The sequence below is a fragment of the Bombilactobacillus sp. ESL1094 genome (genome assembly GCF_058107425.1).
Genome location: NZ_JBYLUM010000001.1, coordinates 24050 through 41155 on the forward strand (window position 1 = coordinate 24050; position 17106 = coordinate 41155).

At 38.1% G+C, this 17106-nt stretch carries 17 protein-coding genes; 6 read left to right on the top strand and 11 right to left on the bottom strand.

Going from position 1 to position 17106, the window contains the following annotated elements:
- The first annotated feature begins 10 nt into the window (after window positions 1-10).
- Complete coding sequence (locus AC3B5S_RS00075) at window positions 11-1084, top strand: phosphomevalonate kinase (RefSeq protein WP_489775000.1); 1074 nt, start codon at window positions 11-13, stop codon at window positions 1082-1084.
- Between the two features lie 14 nt (window positions 1085-1098).
- A complete protein-coding gene (gene fni, locus AC3B5S_RS00080; protein ID WP_489774987.1) occupies window positions 1099-2145 on the top strand; it encodes a type 2 isopentenyl-diphosphate Delta-isomerase in 1047 nt (348 codons plus the stop codon).
- A 316-nt stretch (window positions 2146-2461) separates the two neighbouring features.
- Here the strand turns inward: fni and AC3B5S_RS00085 are convergent, their stop codons facing one another.
- Complete coding sequence (locus AC3B5S_RS00085) at window positions 2462-2812, bottom strand: winged helix-turn-helix transcriptional regulator (protein ID WP_489757646.1); 351 nt, start codon at window positions 2810-2812, stop codon at window positions 2462-2464.
- A gap of 214 nt (window positions 2813-3026) precedes the next feature.
- On the opposite strand from AC3B5S_RS00085, the gene AC3B5S_RS00090 reads away from it, so the two are divergent.
- The gene (locus AC3B5S_RS00090) at window positions 3027-4058 is read left to right on the top strand and encodes a zinc-binding alcohol dehydrogenase family protein (RefSeq protein WP_489774986.1); all 1032 of its coding nucleotides are present in this window, start codon (window positions 3027-3029) and stop codon (window positions 4056-4058) included.
- Between the two features lie 378 nt (window positions 4059-4436).
- Here the strand turns inward: AC3B5S_RS00090 and AC3B5S_RS00095 are convergent, their stop codons facing one another.
- Genes AC3B5S_RS00095 through AC3B5S_RS00105 form a run of 3 tightly spaced genes read right to left on the bottom strand, consistent with a single transcriptional unit; the run spans window position 4437 to window position 7563 of the window.
- Complete coding sequence (locus AC3B5S_RS00095) at window positions 4437-5804, bottom strand: RsmB/NOP family class I SAM-dependent RNA methyltransferase (RefSeq protein ID WP_489774985.1); 1368 nt, start codon at window positions 5802-5804, stop codon at window positions 4437-4439.
- Window positions 5794-6783, bottom strand: coding sequence for a hypothetical protein (locus AC3B5S_RS00100; RefSeq protein ID WP_489789899.1), 990 nt, complete (start codon window positions 6781-6783; stop codon window positions 5794-5796). The genes AC3B5S_RS00095 and AC3B5S_RS00100 overlap by 11 nt, the downstream gene beginning before the upstream one ends.
- A 3-nt stretch (window positions 6784-6786) precedes the next feature.
- Window positions 6787-7563 (bottom strand): hypothetical protein, encoded by a 777-nt coding sequence (locus AC3B5S_RS00105; protein ID WP_489757642.1) that lies wholly within the window; start codon window positions 7561-7563, stop codon window positions 6787-6789.
- Window positions 7564-7718: 155 nt separating this feature from the next.
- Between AC3B5S_RS00105 and lepB the strand changes: the two genes are divergently transcribed.
- On the top strand, window positions 7719-8378 hold the full coding sequence (gene lepB, locus AC3B5S_RS00110) for a signal peptidase I (RefSeq protein WP_489757641.1): 660 nt from the start codon (window positions 7719-7721) through the stop codon (window positions 8376-8378).
- A gap of 21 nt (window positions 8379-8399) precedes the next feature.
- Window positions 8400-8582: an LBP_cg2779 family protein gene (locus AC3B5S_RS00115; RefSeq protein ID WP_489757640.1), complete on the top strand. Its 183-nt coding sequence runs from the start codon at window positions 8400-8402 to the stop codon at window positions 8580-8582.
- Window positions 8583-8699: 117 nt separating this feature from the next.
- Here AC3B5S_RS00115 and AC3B5S_RS00120 read toward each other — a convergent pair whose 3' ends face one another.
- The 7 genes from AC3B5S_RS00120 to dnaG all read right to left on the bottom strand — a co-directional run bounded on the left by AC3B5S_RS00120 (window position 8700) and on the right by dnaG (window position 16334).
- Complete coding sequence (locus AC3B5S_RS00120; protein ID WP_489774983.1) at window positions 8700-10049, bottom strand: APC family permease; 1350 nt, start codon at window positions 10047-10049, stop codon at window positions 8700-8702.
- Between the two features lie 202 nt (window positions 10050-10251).
- A complete protein-coding gene (thmT, locus tag AC3B5S_RS00125) occupies window positions 10252-10440 on the bottom strand; it encodes a 2-hydroxymuconate tautomerase (protein WP_489757638.1) in 189 nt (62 codons plus the stop codon).
- A 2-nt stretch (window positions 10441-10442) separates the two neighbouring features.
- Window positions 10443-11681, bottom strand: coding sequence for a peptidase T (gene pepT / locus AC3B5S_RS00130; protein WP_489774982.1), 1239 nt, complete (start codon window positions 11679-11681; stop codon window positions 10443-10445).
- A gap of 14 nt (window positions 11682-11695) precedes the next feature.
- Entirely contained in the window at window positions 11696-12493 is a 798-nt protein-coding gene (locus AC3B5S_RS00135) for a Nif3-like dinuclear metal center hexameric protein (RefSeq protein WP_489774981.1), read from the bottom strand.
- Window positions 12490-13176, bottom strand: a complete 687-nt coding sequence (locus AC3B5S_RS00140) for a tRNA (adenine(22)-N(1))-methyltransferase (RefSeq protein WP_489774980.1) — start codon at window positions 13174-13176, stop codon at window positions 12490-12492. The genes AC3B5S_RS00135 and AC3B5S_RS00140 overlap by 4 nt, the downstream gene beginning before the upstream one ends.
- A 162-nt stretch (window positions 13177-13338) precedes the next feature.
- Window positions 13339-14466, bottom strand: a complete 1128-nt coding sequence (gene rpoD, locus AC3B5S_RS00145; protein WP_489757634.1) for an RNA polymerase sigma factor RpoD — start codon at window positions 14464-14466, stop codon at window positions 13339-13341.
- A 23-nt stretch (window positions 14467-14489) separates the two neighbouring features.
- Window positions 14490-16334 (bottom strand): DNA primase, encoded by a 1845-nt coding sequence (gene dnaG / locus AC3B5S_RS00150; RefSeq protein ID WP_489774979.1) that lies wholly within the window; start codon window positions 16332-16334, stop codon window positions 14490-14492.
- A gap of 202 nt (window positions 16335-16536) precedes the next feature.
- Here dnaG and AC3B5S_RS00155 point away from each other — a divergent pair, with 202 nt between their 5' ends.
- Complete coding sequence (locus tag AC3B5S_RS00155) at window positions 16537-17100, top strand: cadmium resistance transporter (RefSeq protein ID WP_489774978.1); 564 nt, start codon at window positions 16537-16539, stop codon at window positions 17098-17100.
- Window positions 17101-17106 lie beyond the last annotated feature (6 nt).

Here is a 17106-nt window from a genome sequence, read left to right on the forward strand (position 1 = left end):
GTTTGATGAATTGATAACTGTGAAAGCTCCAGGTAAATTATATATTGCGGGGGAGTATGCCGTAGTAGAGCCTGGGTATCCAGCAATTGTGGTGTCTTTGGATCAATTCGTGACGGTCTCCATTAATCGTGCGCACGATCATGGTACAATTAATTCGAAACAATATGAAGAAATGCCCGTCATTTGGCAAAGAGAAGGCAATCAATTAGTTATTGATAATCGTGATAATCCATTTGAATACATTTTATCCTCCATCAAATATACAGAGTTATATGCGTTGGAACAAAATCATTCATTAGAATTATTTGATGTCAATGTGAATAGTCAGTTAGATGCTGACGATGGAAAAAAGTACGGTTTGGGCTCTTCAGCAGCGGTAACTGTAGCAACAGTCAGCGCTTTAGCACAATTTTACCAACTAAACTTATCTAAAGAAGAAATTTTTAAATTAGCAGCTATTTCTCATTTTATGGTTCAAAATAATGGTTCTTTCGGCGACATTGCCGCCAGTGTCTATGGTGGTTGGATTGCTTATCAATCACCGGATCGTCAATGGCTCACCCAGCAACTAAAAACCAACTCCTTAGTTCAAGTCATTCAACAGCCATGGCCGCAACTCAAAATTGAATCATTAACTTGTCCGCCCAATCTCAAATTATTAATCGGTTGGAGTGGTAGTCCTGCTTCAACGCCGGTATTAGTCGATAAAATTGCCGCCGCTCGGGCACACCAAAAGCAAAATTACCAAAAGTTTTTAACTGCTTCCAAGCAGTGTTTAAAAACCATGATTCAAGGTTTTAAAGAAAACAACGCGCAACTGATTTTACAGCAGTTAACAATTAATCGCCGCATTCTACAAAAATTAGCCGACTTTAGTGGTGTGATTATTGAAACAGCTCGCTTAGATAAGCTTTGTGAATTAGCACAACAATTTCATGCAGCTGCTAAAAGTTCGGGCGCCGGTGGTGGTGATTGTGGTATTGCCATGATTCAAGACGATCAACAAACTAAGCAACTGTTAAAAGCTTGGCAGGAAAACGGTATTCAGCCGTTGAACTTTAATGTCTATACCCCTTTTAATTAATCTGGGAGGTCTTTATGCCCAAACAACCTTATGATCTACAACGTAAGAATGAACACATTTTTTTATCCGAAAAATTTTATCAGTCTGCCAATGCTGACTTTCAACAATTCCGGGTCGTTGCCCCAATCATCCCAGATATAACCAGCCAACAAATTGATTCTACTTTTACTTGGCCTTCTACTAAAAAAGTGACAGCAGCACCATTGTATATTAATGCAATGACGGGTGGCGCTCCGCAAGTAACCCAATTAAATCGGCAATTGGCGCAAGTCGCGAACCAATTAAATTTGGCCATGGCTGTCGGTTCGATGAGTAATTATTTACGCTATCCTGATAATGCCGCTGTCCGCCAATCGTACCAAATTGTTCGGCAAACCAATCCCGAAGGTGTCATTTTGGCTAACGTTTCCGCTGCTACTACTTGTCAGGATGCCCAAAAGTGCATTGACTTAATTCAAGCTGATTATTTACAGGTTCACGTTAATGCCGCTCAAGAAGTGGTCATGCCTGAAGGCCAAACTAATTTTTGTTGGAGTCAAAACTTAAAAGACCTTATCACACAAGTGAGTGTGCCTGTTATTATTAAAGAGGTCGGTTGTGGCATGAGTGTGTCTGGCATTCAGCAGTTGCAGCAATTGGGCGTGCAAAACATTGATATTGGTGGTCGTGGAGGCACTAATTTTGTCCAAATTGAAAATGAACGTAATCATCAGACTGATTATCAGTTCTTACAAAATTGGGGGCTGACCACTTTAGAATCTTTATTAGCGATCAATCAAGCTAAATTAACAGATTTGAATTTCTGGGCTTCCGGTGGTGTTCGTAATCCCTTAGATGCTGTCAAATGTTTAATTTTGGGTGCAAAAGCTGTGGGCATAGCAGCCCCCGTTTTGCATAGTTTAAAGCATTCAGGCTTAGAACAGACCATCCATGCTGGACAAGAATTCATTCAACAATTACAACAAATCATGCTATTGTTAGGGTGTCAGAACATCACAGAATTAACCCAGGTGCACTATGTTTTAAGTTCCGAATTAGTCAACTTCTTACAACAAATTTAATACAGAAGATTAACCTCCAAGTCCAAAGTTAAATACCAACTTTGGAAGTTTCATAACAAAAAACGCAGGACAATCAAAAAATTCAAGATTGTCTTGCGTTTTTGTTATTATCCGAAATTTTGCCCCAGTTTCTTTTATATCTATAAAAAAAACTAAGTTGGCAGCTTTCAGGCTAGTCCGCAGTTAAACCTAAAAACATTATGATAAAAACCTCAGTTAAGGTTCAAGCCCTTCTAACTTCTCTCAAATATCCGATTTGTGATTGATTTTAGACTGTAATTCATCCTGTTCTGCCAAAGCATTATTCCTGACTGATCTATAATCTTGAATCTTGCCTCACCATTGTCCGTGAATAGTCCGTTCCCCAAGTTTCCAGAGCTTCAATCACAAAAGAGAGGGTTTGTCCAAATTCTGAAACTCGATATTCAGTCTTCACCGGGACAACCGGGTAAATTGTTTTATCAATGATCCCATCACTTTCTAGTTCATTTAACTGCTTAATCAACATTCTTTTAGATACATAAGGCAGCTTTCTCTCTAATTCAGAAAAGCGCAAGACACTATTTTTAAATAAGTGATATAAAATCACACATTTCCATTTACCCGATATGAATTGCAAGGTATTTTGTACCGGACATCCTAAGTCGCAATTATAATTCTTTCGCATTTTAAAATTCACCTGTTGTTAATTAAAAATTCTCTGTAAAACACTCAACTCAGCCACTTTAAATTTTTTCACTTTCATTAATCAATAAAATATATTATACATTTTAAGTGAAATGATACTAGAGGTGAATTTAAATTCACCTAATGCTTTTAAATTCACTTCTTCCAATATTTTGAAATTGTATTAGTATCTTCATTACTGAGAGGTAATAAAGATGACTAAAAAAATTCACGCTGTCGGTTTTTATCAACACCTACCAATTTCTGACGCGAACAGTTTCGAAGACTTAACCATTCTAGAACCTACTATTAGAGCTCATGACTTACTAGTTAAGGTGGAGGGCGTTTCTGTTAACCCAGTGGATATTGGTGTTCGCAAATCAGGAAGTACTACTAAATTAACAGTTCCGCAAATCATTGGTTGGGATGCTGTCGGAACAGTTATCAAAACCGGTCCTCAAGTCTCCTTATTTGCTACTGGTGATCGGGTTTGGTATGCCGGCGATTTCACTAGATCTGGTAGTAATTCCCAATACCAAGCAGTTGACGAGCGAATTGTCGGATGGGCCCCAACTAATTTAAAAAACGAAGCCGCCGCCGCAGTTCCTTTAGTAGGCTTAACCGCATACGAAGCTTTATTTGAGAAGTTAAAGATTGACCCTACCATTAAGAGCCACCAAACTATATTAATTATCAATGGTGCTGGCGGTGTGGGATCTATCGCTATCCAACTGGCCAAACTAGCTAATCTTACAGTGATCGCAACCGCAGCTCAAGACAGTGCGATTCAATGGGTTAAACAATTAGGGGCCGATTATGTAGTCGATCATCACCAAAATTTAATTAAGCAAATCCGTCAGTTAAACTTTCAATACGTAGATTATATTTTAAATCTCAACAATCTGGACGCTCATTGGGATGAAATTGCGGAAATCATCAAACCTGACGGTCAAGTAGTCGCAACTACCGAAAATCAGCGTTTAATTGACCTCCAAAAACTGACCAAAAAACGCATCACTTTTTCGTGGGAATGGATGTACAGCAAATCATATTATCAAACTAAAGACATGATTTCCCAACACAAAATTTTAAATACAATCGCGCAATTATATGAAGAAAACAAACTGCAACCAATTAACAAAATTAATTACGCCCCCATCAACGCTGCAAACATGAAAAAAGCGCACGCTGATGTGGAAACGGGACATATGAAGGGCAAAGTTGTCCTAACAGGATGGCAACCTTAACTAGCTGATAAATATCTGCAAAATCTTGCAGTAGCTGGCAATTGATTAAGGATCAGCCAACACTTCAAAAAATCTCCGACATCACGCTGTTAATTAGCAAGTGGCGCAATCATTTCAACACGTGATAATCAATTGCTCTGGAAATTTACAAGCTTTTGTAACCATTACACCCAAACTTCTGCTTTGGAGCAGTACTAAAAAATGTTCGTATCCATAATTGATGTAAACCCCAAAATAAAAAAAACTTTGGAAGTTTCATCATCAATCAAATACGAACATTTTTTGTGTTTCACCTTAGGTTATCATTTCGCTACTAATTGCGATTGACATATTCTTTAAACGATAAACACGGTTAATTTTTGAATTTACCGACTAAGCTTACTGTCTTAAACCCTTCGGATAAAAATTTTTCAATTGTTGCTGAACCAATTTGCCCCATGAAAAAATCTTATGTTCAAAACTAACTGCCACAAATCCTTGATAGTCATAACGTTGTTGCAAAGTTAAAGCCTCACCATGCACAAAATGCTGGAATTGCTCCGCAGTTAACTCAATGACTTGTTGAAATTGCTCCGGTGCTAACGCCAATACTAAGGCATGATTGGGTTCAAAGCGATTTTTCTTAAACGTGCCCAATTTCAAACCATTACGTAAAACGTGCAGTGTTGGTACCGCCTGACCATCAATCACACTACTATATAATTCAGTACCTTGTACCAGCGGTTTAATGTCCAAGGACTGCGTCAATGTTTGCTGGACAAACTGTTGCCAAGTCGTTAAGTCTAAGGAAGTCCGTTTTTTGGTTTTCGAATGTTTTAAAACAGCAGCTGGAGCCGATAAATCGGCAGCTTGGGTTCCATTTTTGTGCAGCGCACAAATAAAATGCCCCTCACCTGCATAATGCTGGGGAAACAAGCGTACAGCCTTGGTTAAATCAGCATGACCATTGCCCCATTCAGGATAGCCATGATCCATCTGCGCGGTAGTTGGTAAATCAATAATTTTCACCGGATAATGCTCAACTAACCAGGCAATGTTTTGCTCATCTTCTTCCGGAGCAAATGTGCAAGTTGAATAAATCAAACGGCCTCCTGGCTTTAACATTGTCACGGCTGAATCTAGAATCTGACGTTGTAATTTGGCACATTGCAAGACATAATCCAAAGACCAATACTTCATGGCTTCTGGGTCTTTACGAAACAAACCTTCCCCTGAACAAGGTGCATCCACTACAATACAGTCGAAATATTGCGGCCAAACCTTGGCCAATTGCGCTGGTGAATTATTGGTCACTATTGCATTAGTAATCCCCCAACGTTCAATATTTGAGGATAAAGTCCTCGCTCTCGCTGAATTTATCTCGTTAGCTACTAGTAAGCCCTTCCCCTGTAAAAAAGCTGCTAATTGCGTACTTTTGCCTCCAGGAGCTGCGCATAAATCTAAAACTCGCTCCCCCGGTTGCGGCTGAGCAAATTGGGCCACATTCATGGCACTCGGATCTTGCGAATAAACCCACCCCGCTAAATGATCAATCGCTTTACCACTAACTTGACCGTAATAACCATTATCCACGCCAAAGACCGGTTGACTTAAGTCCTCATTGACTAAGGCAGTTGAACTTTTAGCAGGATTTAAACGAAAGCCGTGCGTTGCGGGTCGTTGAAAACTAGCTAAGAAAGGCGCCGCTTGAGTGCCCAATAACTGTTGATACTTTGCGACAAATGTTGCCGGTAACTCATTTTTCATGAAGAGCCTCATTTTTATTCTTATGATTAATTAATAATTGAAACGCTGCTAATAAAATGACTGCAATAAATAAAAAGATTAAGTACAGCATAAAGTATTTCCAACTAACAATTTGAATTTTAGCAAAAATAATGATTAACGCGACACCAAAAGTCACCATTTCGGTAATCACAAATTTCAACCAATTGCCAAATTGAAAGTCTAAAAGTAAATCACCATTGAGTAAGGAGCGTTTCAATAACTGTACCGCAGGAATTTGCACAAAAAAGCTTAAAAATAGAACTAACAACGCAATTCCTGACAAAATCAGCAACGTCCACCCCCAACGTAGCCACCAGCTTTGCTTAATATTATTAATTTGATTTGCTGAACGATAAGGATAACTAGCATGCAAGATAGTTTGAACTTTTTTAAGTTTTTGCGGATGATTTAATAATTGTCCATCAATCACAATTTGATAATGTCGAATCTGAGTATGATTATGTTGTTTGGGCGAAGTTGAAATAAAGATATGTTGATTGAGTTTCGAGGTATTGCTCAAGCCAGTATAACCAATCACAGAATAGTAGTTATGGTTTAATTGATAATAAGCTTGATACTGAGGTTTATACGTCTTTTGACCAAGATCACGACCTAAAACCACAAACGGGATTGGCGATTGAAAATCACTTGGTGAAAAAAAGCGACCATTGGTCATGGGTAAAGCTTTGACATTATGTGACATATACACATAACTTAAGTTGGGGTTCTTTTTTTGAATAAAATTAATTTGATAATGTTTCACATTGTTTCGTTCAAACTTTCGTAAAACCGTTGGAATTGATTGGCGTGAACGTGACGGAAAAATTAGTGCATTTTCTCGAATATTCCCCCGATCCATCAGTGTTTGGTAATTGCGTAAATCATTTTTGGAAACCACAACTCCTGCTAACACTAATAAGCATATCATTAAAATATTTAAAACAATTGTTCTTTTCATAATTCACCTGACTACAAATAAATGATCTTTAACTAAATCAAAGGTTGGGTAAAATTGATTAATCTTAGCAATTCTGGCATCGTAATGTAAATGGGCCCCTTGCCAAAAGCGTAAACTATTCGTAGCCCCACGATATTCACCAATGACCCATAATTGTGGACGAGTTGTCCAAGAGCGTAACTCTTTTAAAATTTGCCAATCAATTTCCTCGCGGTCAGGACTCCAAGCAAGTAAAATTACATCAACTTGCGAGCCGTAACGCTGCAAGGCCGTTAGTGCATCAGCTTGCTGAACTGGTAACCACGGCTGATGTCCGGTGCGACTTTGCTTAGACCAAGACAAATCATCAGTCGCAATAACTGATTGTTTTCTTTGTTGTAGTCCCCAACTCAAACTGGCATTGCCTGCCATTAATTCTAAGTACGACTGTTGTGGGAAACATTGTACCCAACAATTTAACATTGCTTGATTGAGTAAGGCCCAAACACCATACTGCTGTTGCAGAAACTGACGAAAATCATCAATAAATCGTGCTAAATTTTCTAAATACTTAACTTTTTGTTGCCATGTCAAACTAGGCATAACTTGAGTATTAAGTAATAATCTTTGCAAATCTTGGGCATCCAAAATCAAAGGTGGTAAACTTTGAAAGGGCAAGGTTTGTTTTTGATAAGCTTGTAGTGTTAATTGCATTTGCTGTAAACGATAGCTAAGTTCTTTATCGGCTTGCAATTGTGCTTGATATCGTTGTAATTGTTGGGGATATGATAGATTTTGCATAGTTGACCTTAAATTATTGTTATTTAAAAAGTTTATCATAATTAAGAAGTCGAGACAAAATTGAATCTTAACAAAGTTTTTAAAGATATCAATTCCATAAAAGTGTATCATATTAATTAATAGAGTTATTAATCATTGGTAAGTGAGGTTTAAGTATGAGTAAAGAAAGCAACTCTAACGAAACTAGTAGCTTAAAGGATTGGGGCATTTGGCTGTTACAAACCCTTTTATTAGCTGCTGTTTTATTTGGCATTATCACGTTATTAAATCGTTTTGTCTTTGATAATGCCCGGGTTTCTGGTACATCAATGCAGCCAACGTTTGAAGACGGTGATCGCTTAATTGCTTATCGTCATAGTCAATTAAAGCGTGGTGAAGTGGTCGTCATTGATGCTCCCGACGAGCCAGGACAGTTCTATATCAAACGAATTATTGCCACACCAGGAGAAAAGGTCGTCGCTAAAAATAATGAAATTTATATTAACGGCAAAAAAATATCCCAGAATTATTTGAAGCCAGGTTTCAAATTAGTTGATGATGGCAGCAATGGTGTTTATGGAACACGCTATGCTGATACGGGTAATTTTTCGATTAGTTCGTTAGCTAAAACATCAAACTATATGCAGATTTATTCTAAAAAACAGTTACAGCAAATGAAAAAGACCAATCGGGTGCCCAAAGATTCGTACTTTGTAATGGGTGATCATCGCAGTGTCTCTAAGGACAGCCGCTATATCGGTTTTATTAAAAAGAATAAAGTGGTCGGCGTTGTTAAATGGCGTTACTGGCCATTAAATCATATGAAAACATTTTAATCGAGGAGAGGATTGATTAGTATGCAGTACAATTTATCGGAATTAATTATCGAATATCAAAAGAAAGCTCACAAAAATGATGCACAATTTGCATTTGAAAGCCATTTTTCGGTAGAAAAAATCCACGCTATCAAGGCTGGTAAAGCGGATTATACTCCAGAAGATGAGCAACGCATTATGCAATACATCAGTGATCATTCTTAATTTGAGATTATCAAAAAGACTGGGATTTTAAGCTAGTTTGAAGTTAACAGTATAATCATTGTCAACTTTAACTAGCTTGATAGTCCCAGTCTTTTTATTTAATTTATTTTCAATTATTTACTTTTTACGCAAAAAATAGGTTAACAAACCGATGATCACCCAAGCTCCTAAAATGACGTATTCATAAGGCCAAACCAAGGAAACCGGTGTTCCTGGAATAATCGTTCCTAAAGTAATCAAAATAGCCGCTACGCCACCTAAAATTGGCCAAAATAGCGATTTGTTATAAAAGCCACCCCGCAAATCTGGATTCTTACGCCGAATTTTCAGTAAATTTAACGTATTAAAACTCCAGGCTAGTGCCGTCAATAATCCGCCCGTATCCAAAAAATACGTCAAGGCCCCTTTACCTAACCAACCAATCGCTAAAACCAAAACTAAAGTCAAGGTTAAGGCCCTATAAGGCGTACCAAACCGCGGATGTACCTTCGCAAAATAACGCGGTAAAATATCCTTTTCTGCTAGCGAAAACAGCAATCGGGGTGCGGCTGAAAACAACGTCAGAAAACTAGTTCCTAACCCTAAAAAAGAAATGAGATACGCTAATGCACTCAAGAGCGGATAACCAGCTTTTTTAAAAGCATCAATCGTTCCCATTGAAAGATGAGCCGTCTTTTGCCACGGATAAATCCAAGCCGAAGATAACAATACTGCAATATAGTATCCTGCCGCCAAGCTAATCGCTCCAATGACAATCCAACCAATTTTTTTGGGCGGTGTTTGAGACTCACCGGCTAAAATTCCAATTGATTCCCAGCCCGTTAAAAAAGTCATTGCGGGTAAAATAAAGCGAAAAACTTCCGGTAATGGGTGTTGTTTCGGATAAAAAGCTGGCCAAAAATTAGTAACTTTACCTTGACTAAAGCCAACGACTACTAAAACTGCCCCCAAAATTAATAGCAAAAAAAAGAGGGTTGCTTGTACATGACTCGTTAATTTGGCCCCCAAATAATTCAAACCATAAACAACCAAAGTTATCCCAATTCCCAAAATCAATTCGCGATAATGGACTGCTACTCCGGCAAAATGGTAACTGGGACCACTCGCCACCTGTGGAAAAATACGTGCAATCAATAAACTAGAGGCTGTTACAAAAAAGCCTAAAATACTTAAGTACGCACCTAACAGTGCCCAACCAGCAAATAAAGCACCTTTCTTACCAAAAGCTTGATAACCATAAATTACCTCACCACCAGCTTCTGGATAAATAGTTGACAGTTCTGCAAACGACAATGAAATTAAAATTGCCAAACCAGCGGCAACAATTAATCCAAAAATCTCGCCGCCAGCGCCATATTGGTGAAAAAATTGGCTGTTGGTATAGATCCAACTACTACCTATTACTCCTCCAGCACCTAATGATAATAAACCGACGGTACTAATTTTCGGTTTCAGTTGTTGGTCCATGAACCTTCCTCATGCTTTCTTATTTGATAATGTTTCACATAAATAAAAAAAGTAGGACAAAGATTAATTAGTAAGGATTTCTGAACAACATTCCAAATTCCCGTCATTACTATCCCTTTGTCCTGCCCTAAAAAGAAATTTTTCGCTTAAATTGACGAAAAATTTTTTTGGTTTCAATCTCTATTCAGCATACCCGTCTGACTTATTTTTGTTCCGATCTTAAAACGCCACCGACACTATAATGATCCGGTTGCATCTCATCTAAAATAATATGAATATGTTCCGCAGGTGCGCCCGTATTTTTACTAATGGCGGCAGTAACATCTTGACATAATTGTTTTAATTGTTCTGGTGTACGACCAGCGACTAACTCAATATGAACTAATGGCATAACTATTCTCCTTGACTATTTAAACGAATAATTTCTAAAATGACGTCTACTGCTTGGCTCATCACTTGTTGTGACACATACTCAAAGCGACCATGCATGTTTTCCGGACCCGCAAAGATATTGGGGGTCGGTAATCCCATAAATGAAATAATAGAGCCATCAGTTCCCCCACGAACGGCGGTTTCATCCGGTTCAATCTGTAAATTATGCATCGCCTGCTCGGCCAAATGTACCACTTCCAGATGGTCTTGCATAACTTCAATCATATTATAATACTGATCGTAGATTTTTGCTTCCACCGTCTGCGCACCGTACTGATCATTTAACTGATCCACAATTGTTTGCAGTAATTGCTTCCGTTGTTCTAATTGGGTGCGATCAAAATCTCGAATAATATAAGATAATTGTGCTTGATCAATCGTTCCTTGAATATCCGTTAATAAAAAGAACCCTGCGCGTCCGGAAGTTTTTTCTGGTACTTGTTCACTAGGTAAAGCAGCTTGCAGTTGTAAGGCAATCAGATTAGCATTAACCATAACATCTTTAGCAACACTTGGATGCACATTTTTACCATGAATCGTAATTTGTGCAGCGGCAGCATTGAAAGTTTCGTATTCCAATTGACCTAACGATCCGCCATCAATTGTATACGCAAAATCAGCGGCAAAGTCTTGAACATCAAAGTGGCGCGCACCCTTACCAGTTTCTTCATCGGGACTAAAACCTAACCGAATCTTCCCATGAGCGATCTCAGGATGCTCCAGCAAATATTCCATTGCCGTCACAATTTCACTGACACCAGCTTTATCATCAGCTCCTAATAAAGTCGTTCCATCTGTCGTAATTAAATCATGCCCTGCATACTGCTTCAAATTAGGAAAAACCTTTGGATCTAATTGATATTGTCCTTGCGCATCCAAGTTCACTACACTGTGTCCATCATAATTAGCCACGACTTGAGGGTTAACGTGCTCTGAATTAAAGTCAGCCGTATCAACATGTGCTAGTAAACCCATCGTGGGCACTTCATAGTCCAAATTACTGGGTAACGTGGCCGTTAAATACGAATTGTCTACGTGATAAACAACTTCACTTAAACCCAAATCTTGTAACTCTTGTTTTAATTTTAACAAAAAATCAGCTTGCCGCTTAGTTGTGGGGATCGTATCGGCCGATTCATCTGAGCGCGTATTTTGTTTGACATATCGTAAAAATCGGGGTATCAAGCTAGTATATTGCATCTTTTAGACCTCTCTTATAAAAATTGAAATGGTTCCGTATTAGTCGTCGAAGCTAAAATTTCTAATTGCCAGCAAGAATACTGTTGATTCCAATGCTGTAACAACTTCTGGGCCATCTGACTAAAAATAACTTCAATATGGTGCCCCGGATCTAAAACGGGTAAATGCGCCGCCAATAAATCGTGTCCGGTATGATAACTAACATCACCAGTAATCAATAAATCCACCGGTGCAGTTAACGCTGCTTGATAAAACGAACTACCACTGCCGCCAATAATGCCAATTGTTTGCACGCTCTGCTGTAAGTCACTGGCAATCGCCCGTAAACCAGTTAACTGCCATTTTTCTTTTAACAATTGCCCTAATTCGGCAATAGATAGTGGTTGTTTTAATTTGCCATAGCGCCCTAAAGCAATATGTTGTTCATCATAATTAAATGGCTGGATGTCCGTTAAACCTAAAGATTCCGCTAACCAATCATTCATTCCACGAGGCGCCCGATCCAAATTAGTATGTGCCGCATAAACTGTAATTTGATTGCTTAACAAATCAGCATACATCCGGTTTTGTGGTAAAGAAGTATCCAAATTAGTCGCTGGATGAAACATTACGGGATGATGCGCAAAGATAAAATCAACTTGTTTTTCTAGCGCTTCTTGAACCACTGCTGGTCGAACGTCTAATGTTGTTAAAACGCGATGCACTGGCTGCTGTAAACTACCAATCTGCAAACCAGTCGGATCATTACCCATCTTTAACGCTAATGGTGCAAATTCTTCAATTTTTTGTACTAATTGCTCTCCTGTAATCATCTCAAGATTTCCTCAATTCGTTGAATTCTTTGCTGTGCCCATACCAATTTCTGTTCTTGGGGCTGTTTTGCATTTTTGAGATTACAATACATCATTTTACTCCGCTTTAATTGCTGTTGCCATTTATTTTTAAAAGTGCCACTTTTTTCCTGTAGTAAAATGGGGCCAAACATCAGTTGCTCTGGCGTTAACTGCGGTTGACTGCCACTAAATTGAGCTTTCATAATCTCATAAGTATGGCGCCCTTCTTGCACGATTGTTTCGGCAGTAATGGCAAATTGATGCTGATCTAGCCATTGACGTACTTGAAATTCATCATTATTAGGTTCTAACACAAGATACTTAATCGTTGCCAACTGCGATTGACCTTGCTCTAAAATCTGCCGAATTAATTGCCCCCCCATGCCGGCAATCACTGCAGTTTGGACTAAATCAGTATCTTTAAGTGCCTGCAAACCATTACCAAAACGCGGCTTAATTTTGGTAGTTAGTGCAGCTTGTTGAATATCTTTTTTGGAAATTGCTAATGGCCCAAGTGCTACTTCAGTAGCAAACGCAGTTTGGACAATTTGTTGCTGTACCAAATAAATCGGTAAATAAGCATGATCAGAACCAATATCGGCCATTGCTGCAGTCACGGGCACCAAATCAGCAATTGCTTGTAAACGACGTGATAACTTCAAAGATGACTCCTCCTACTTTCCTACATTAAAATTAAACTCTCAAATTACTGAGCAGCTAAACATCAGCGCCACTTCCACCCAGAAGATTTTAATAATTGCTCTTTTTATCTCAACTTCTTAAAAGAAAAAGGCCGCTTAAGCGGTCTTTTTTTAATCTTTAATCTAGTCCAAAAAATCTTTTAACTGATTTGATCTTGAGGGATGTCTCAGTTTGCGCAAGGCTTTCGCTTCAATTTGTCGAATCCGCTCACGAGTTACGCCAAACACTTTACCCACTTCTTCCAAAGTTCTCGTGCGGCCATCATCTAACCCAAAGCGTAAACGCAAAACATTTTCCTCGCGATCGGTCAACGTATCTAACACATTTTCCAATTGTTCTTTGAGTAATTCATAAGAAGCATGATCTTCAGGACTCGTTGCTTCGTCATCTTCAATAAAATCACCCAAATGCGAATCATCTTCTTCACCAATGGGCGTTTCTAAGGACACCGGTTCTTGCGCAATTTTGAGAATATCACGCACTTTTTGCGTAGGAATATCCATTTCTGCACCAATTTCCTCCGGTGTTGGTTCCCGTCCTAGATCCTGTAGTAATTGCCGTTGAATCCGAATGAGTTTGTTAATAGTTTCCACCATATGAACCGGAATCCGAATTGTCCGAGCTTGATCTGCAATGGCACGGGTAATTGCCTGGCGAATCCACCAAGTAGCATAAGTCGAAAACTTAAAGCCTTTACGGTAATCGAATTTTTCCACGGCCTTCATTAACCCCATATTACCTTCTTGGATTAAATCTAAGAAGTGCATGCCTCGGCCCACATAACGTTTAGCAATCGAAACAACCAAACGCAAATTAGCTTCTGCCAACTGTTGTTTAGCTTCATTATCACCTTTTTCGATACGTTGAGCTAATTCGACTTCTTCCTGTGCATTTAATAGCGGAACCCGCCCAATTTCTTTGAGGTACATCCGCACTGGATCGTTCATTTTGACCCCTGTTGGCGCCGACATATCACTTAATTCATGATGATTGACTTCTTTTTGACTCTTGAGAGCTAACTGACTAGGATCACCGTGGTCATCCACAATGCTGACCCCTTTATCAGTAAAATGATTAACCAATTCACCGATCGAATCGCCTTTTAAGGCAAAAGGCTTGATTAATTGTTCATTTAATATTTGTTCAGAGATTTTTCCGTCTTTTTTATATTTTTTGATCAAATCATTCGTTGCACGTTCTAATTCTTTGCTTGATTTGATGACACTTTTTTTCTTCTTACTTTCAGCCACGAAAAATCCTCCTCTATTACACTTTACTTCTCAGCCGCTACTTTAAGTTGTTCTAATTCCTGACGCAAAGTAACTAATTGAACCGTTAATTGCAATTCTTGCTGTGCATCGCCAATTTGGGCCGCCTGTTTAATTTGCATTTGGTACTCTGATAATTGCTGCTGTTTATGATCATACATAATATTATTAATATAATCATCAACTTCCTCTGTTGAATAATCAGCAGGACGGGGCAGCATTTCAATCGTACTGACCAAATTCCGCAAATTATCTGGAATCTGATCCATAAATTGTGCGATTAACGGTTGAGAAACCGTCAGACAATATCGTACCCAATAATCAAAAATATCTTGATATTGGACGTGAACAAAACTAAAATCCACATGCTTATCCAGTATACCAATTACTTGTGGAAAATGGAAAACAATATTTAATAAATTTCGTTCGGATTTTTCCGTTTTACTTAAGGTACTAGGAGTTACTTCTTTCACCGCCATGGCGGCATCTTGTTGTTGATTTTGCCCGTAATCAGCAGCGGGTTTTAATAAGTCCTGTGCTCGTTGTTTATCCAACAATTCTTGCTGAATAGCTTGTTTTGAAACACCTAACCTTTGCGCCAATTGTTGCACATATAATTCTTGTTCCACTGGTGAATTATCACCGACAACATAATCTAAGGCCGCGTTTAAATAATCTACTTTAGCACTATCGTTGGTCAAATCATATTGCTGACTTAAATATTCCAACATAAAAGCACTCGGTGTTAACGCTTTTTTGCGCACTAGCGTTTGAAAAGCACTAGCGCCTTGACTTTTAATAAATTCATCTGGATCTTGCTGATTAGGAATGACTACTACGCTAATCTCAAAGTTCGAATCCTTCAATAAATTTAAAGCACGGTGTGCCGCTTTAATTCCCGGTGCATCGCCATCATAACAAATCACCAATTTGTTAGTAATTCGATGTAACATATATAGCTGTTGTTGCGTTAGACTAGTTCCCATCGAAGCAACACCATTTTCGACACCGGCTTGATAAGCACTAATCACATCCATAAAGCCTTCAAACAAGATGGCAGCTCCAAACTGACGGATGGCACTTTTAGCAGCTGCCAGATTAAATAAAGTTTGACTCTTATTAAAAATCGGTGTTTCAGGACTATTTAAATATTTGGCAGTCGGCTGCTGCTCATTTTGTTCATGCCAAACACGTCCGGAAAAAGCAATCGTAGAACCGCTTTGATCAGTAATAGGAAACATAACCCGATCTCGAAAACGATCATATAACTGACCTTGTTGCGATTGTACAAACAAACCTGAATTTTGTAATTGTTCTGGTTTGTGATCTTGCAAAAGTTCTGTCAAAGTATTATCAGCTGTTGGGGCATAACCAATTTGAAAGTGCTCAATCGTCTCGTCTTGCAATTGCCGCTGGTGGAGATAATTCAGCGCCGGCTCACCTAGTTCTGTTTTACATAAAATATAATGATATAGTTCTTGAACTGTCTGATAATCTTTCTTTAAAGTCGTTTGAGGGGAATTAACTTCTTTATTAGCTGTTGAACTATATTGTTCTGGTAAAGTAATACCACTAAACTTTGCCACTTTCACTACAGCTTCTGGAAAAGTCAAACTTTCAATTTCCATCAAAAACTTAAAAACATTGCCACCACGACCACAACTAAAGCAGTGAAAAATTTGCTTCTCTTCTGAAACTGAAAACGAAGGAGTTCGCTCTTCGTGAAACGGACAGAGACCAAATAAATTGCGACCCGATTTCTTTAATTGAACATAGGGTTCAATAACGTCAACAATATTCGTTTTTTGCCGGACTTCTTCAATAAAAGCTTCCGGAATTTTCGTTACCATCTGCTTTCACTCCATTTTAAAAAATCAGCCTTTTTTAGAAAAATAAGTAGTCATATAAAAATATGACTACTTGACCTAATGTTAATTTTATTGTAATTGTTTAACTGGTAAAATGCAAAGTTTTAGTTTTTCAGTAATTTGTCTATATACCAAAAAAGATATATAATTAATATATCTTTTTTGGTATATAGGAGGTTAATTAATGAATTGGTGGATAATTGGTTTAACTTTTGTCGGCATTAATTTAGATTTCTTTGTTATTTTATTACTGTTGCTGCAACGCTTTCGCTTGCTACCCGTCATTAGTGGTTATTGCTTAGGATTAATTGTTTTATTAGGATTAAGTTTTGGCTTAGGTAAAATTTTACAAACTTTTTTGCCCGAATGGTTACTCGGTATTTTAGGAATTTTTCCCATCTACTTAGCTTTTCACGATGATGATGACGTTAACCAAAATAATACCCAAACTCATCCCATAAAGACCACTTTTTTGACCTATCTTAGTGTTTGTTCCGGTTGTAACCTGTCTTTGTTCTTGCCAATTTTGACTAATTTGAATAGCAAACAATTTATAGAAGCTACCTTATTTATTTTACTGCTTTCTATAATATTTACTGTTATGATTAAAATAATTGGTGATTTCAAAACTATCCAAAAATTCATTCATCAATATAGTGAACCCTTAACCAAGATCATCTACGTGGCAGTTGGTTGTTATGTTTTTTGGGATAGTGGACTAATTACGCATTTAATTCAATTATTTTAAAGGTAG

Excerpts from the sequence above, each read along its gene's own strand:
- fni (WP_489774987.1), top strand. The coding sequence starts at position 1,099 with ATGCCCAAACAACCTTATGATCTACAACGTAAGAATGAACACATTTTT.
- AC3B5S_RS00085 (WP_489757646.1), bottom strand. The coding sequence starts at position 2,812 with ATGCGAAAGAATTATAATTGCGACTTAGGATGTCCGGTACAAAATACC.
- AC3B5S_RS00090 (WP_489774986.1), top strand. The coding sequence starts at position 3,027 with ATGACTAAAAAAATTCACGCTGTCGGTTTTTATCAACACCTACCAATT.
- AC3B5S_RS00095 (WP_489774985.1), bottom strand. The coding sequence starts at position 5,804 with ATGAAAAATGAGTTACCGGCAACATTTGTCGCAAAGTATCAACAGTTA.
- AC3B5S_RS00100 (WP_489789899.1), bottom strand. The coding sequence starts at position 6,783 with ATGAAAAGAACAATTGTTTTAAATATTTTAATGATATGCTTATTAGTG.
- AC3B5S_RS00105 (WP_489757642.1), bottom strand. The coding sequence starts at position 7,563 with ATGCAAAATCTATCATATCCCCAACAATTACAACGATATCAAGCACAA.
- lepB (WP_489757641.1), top strand. The coding sequence starts at position 7,719 with ATGAGTAAAGAAAGCAACTCTAACGAAACTAGTAGCTTAAAGGATTGG.
- AC3B5S_RS00115 (WP_489757640.1), top strand. The coding sequence starts at position 8,400 with ATGCAGTACAATTTATCGGAATTAATTATCGAATATCAAAAGAAAGCT.
- AC3B5S_RS00120 (WP_489774983.1), bottom strand. The coding sequence starts at position 10,049 with ATGGACCAACAACTGAAACCGAAAATTAGTACCGTCGGTTTATTATCA.
- thmT (WP_489757638.1), bottom strand. The coding sequence starts at position 10,440 with ATGCCATTAGTTCATATTGAGTTAGTCGCTGGTCGTACACCAGAACAA.
- pepT (WP_489774982.1), bottom strand. The coding sequence starts at position 11,681 with ATGCAATATACTAGCTTGATACCCCGATTTTTACGATATGTCAAACAA.
- AC3B5S_RS00135 (WP_489774981.1), bottom strand. The coding sequence starts at position 12,493 with ATGATTACAGGAGAGCAATTAGTACAAAAAATTGAAGAATTTGCACCA.
- dnaG (WP_489774979.1), bottom strand. The coding sequence starts at position 16,334 with ATGGTAACGAAAATTCCGGAAGCTTTTATTGAAGAAGTCCGGCAAAAA.
- AC3B5S_RS00155 (WP_489774978.1), top strand. The coding sequence starts at position 16,537 with ATGAATTGGTGGATAATTGGTTTAACTTTTGTCGGCATTAATTTAGAT.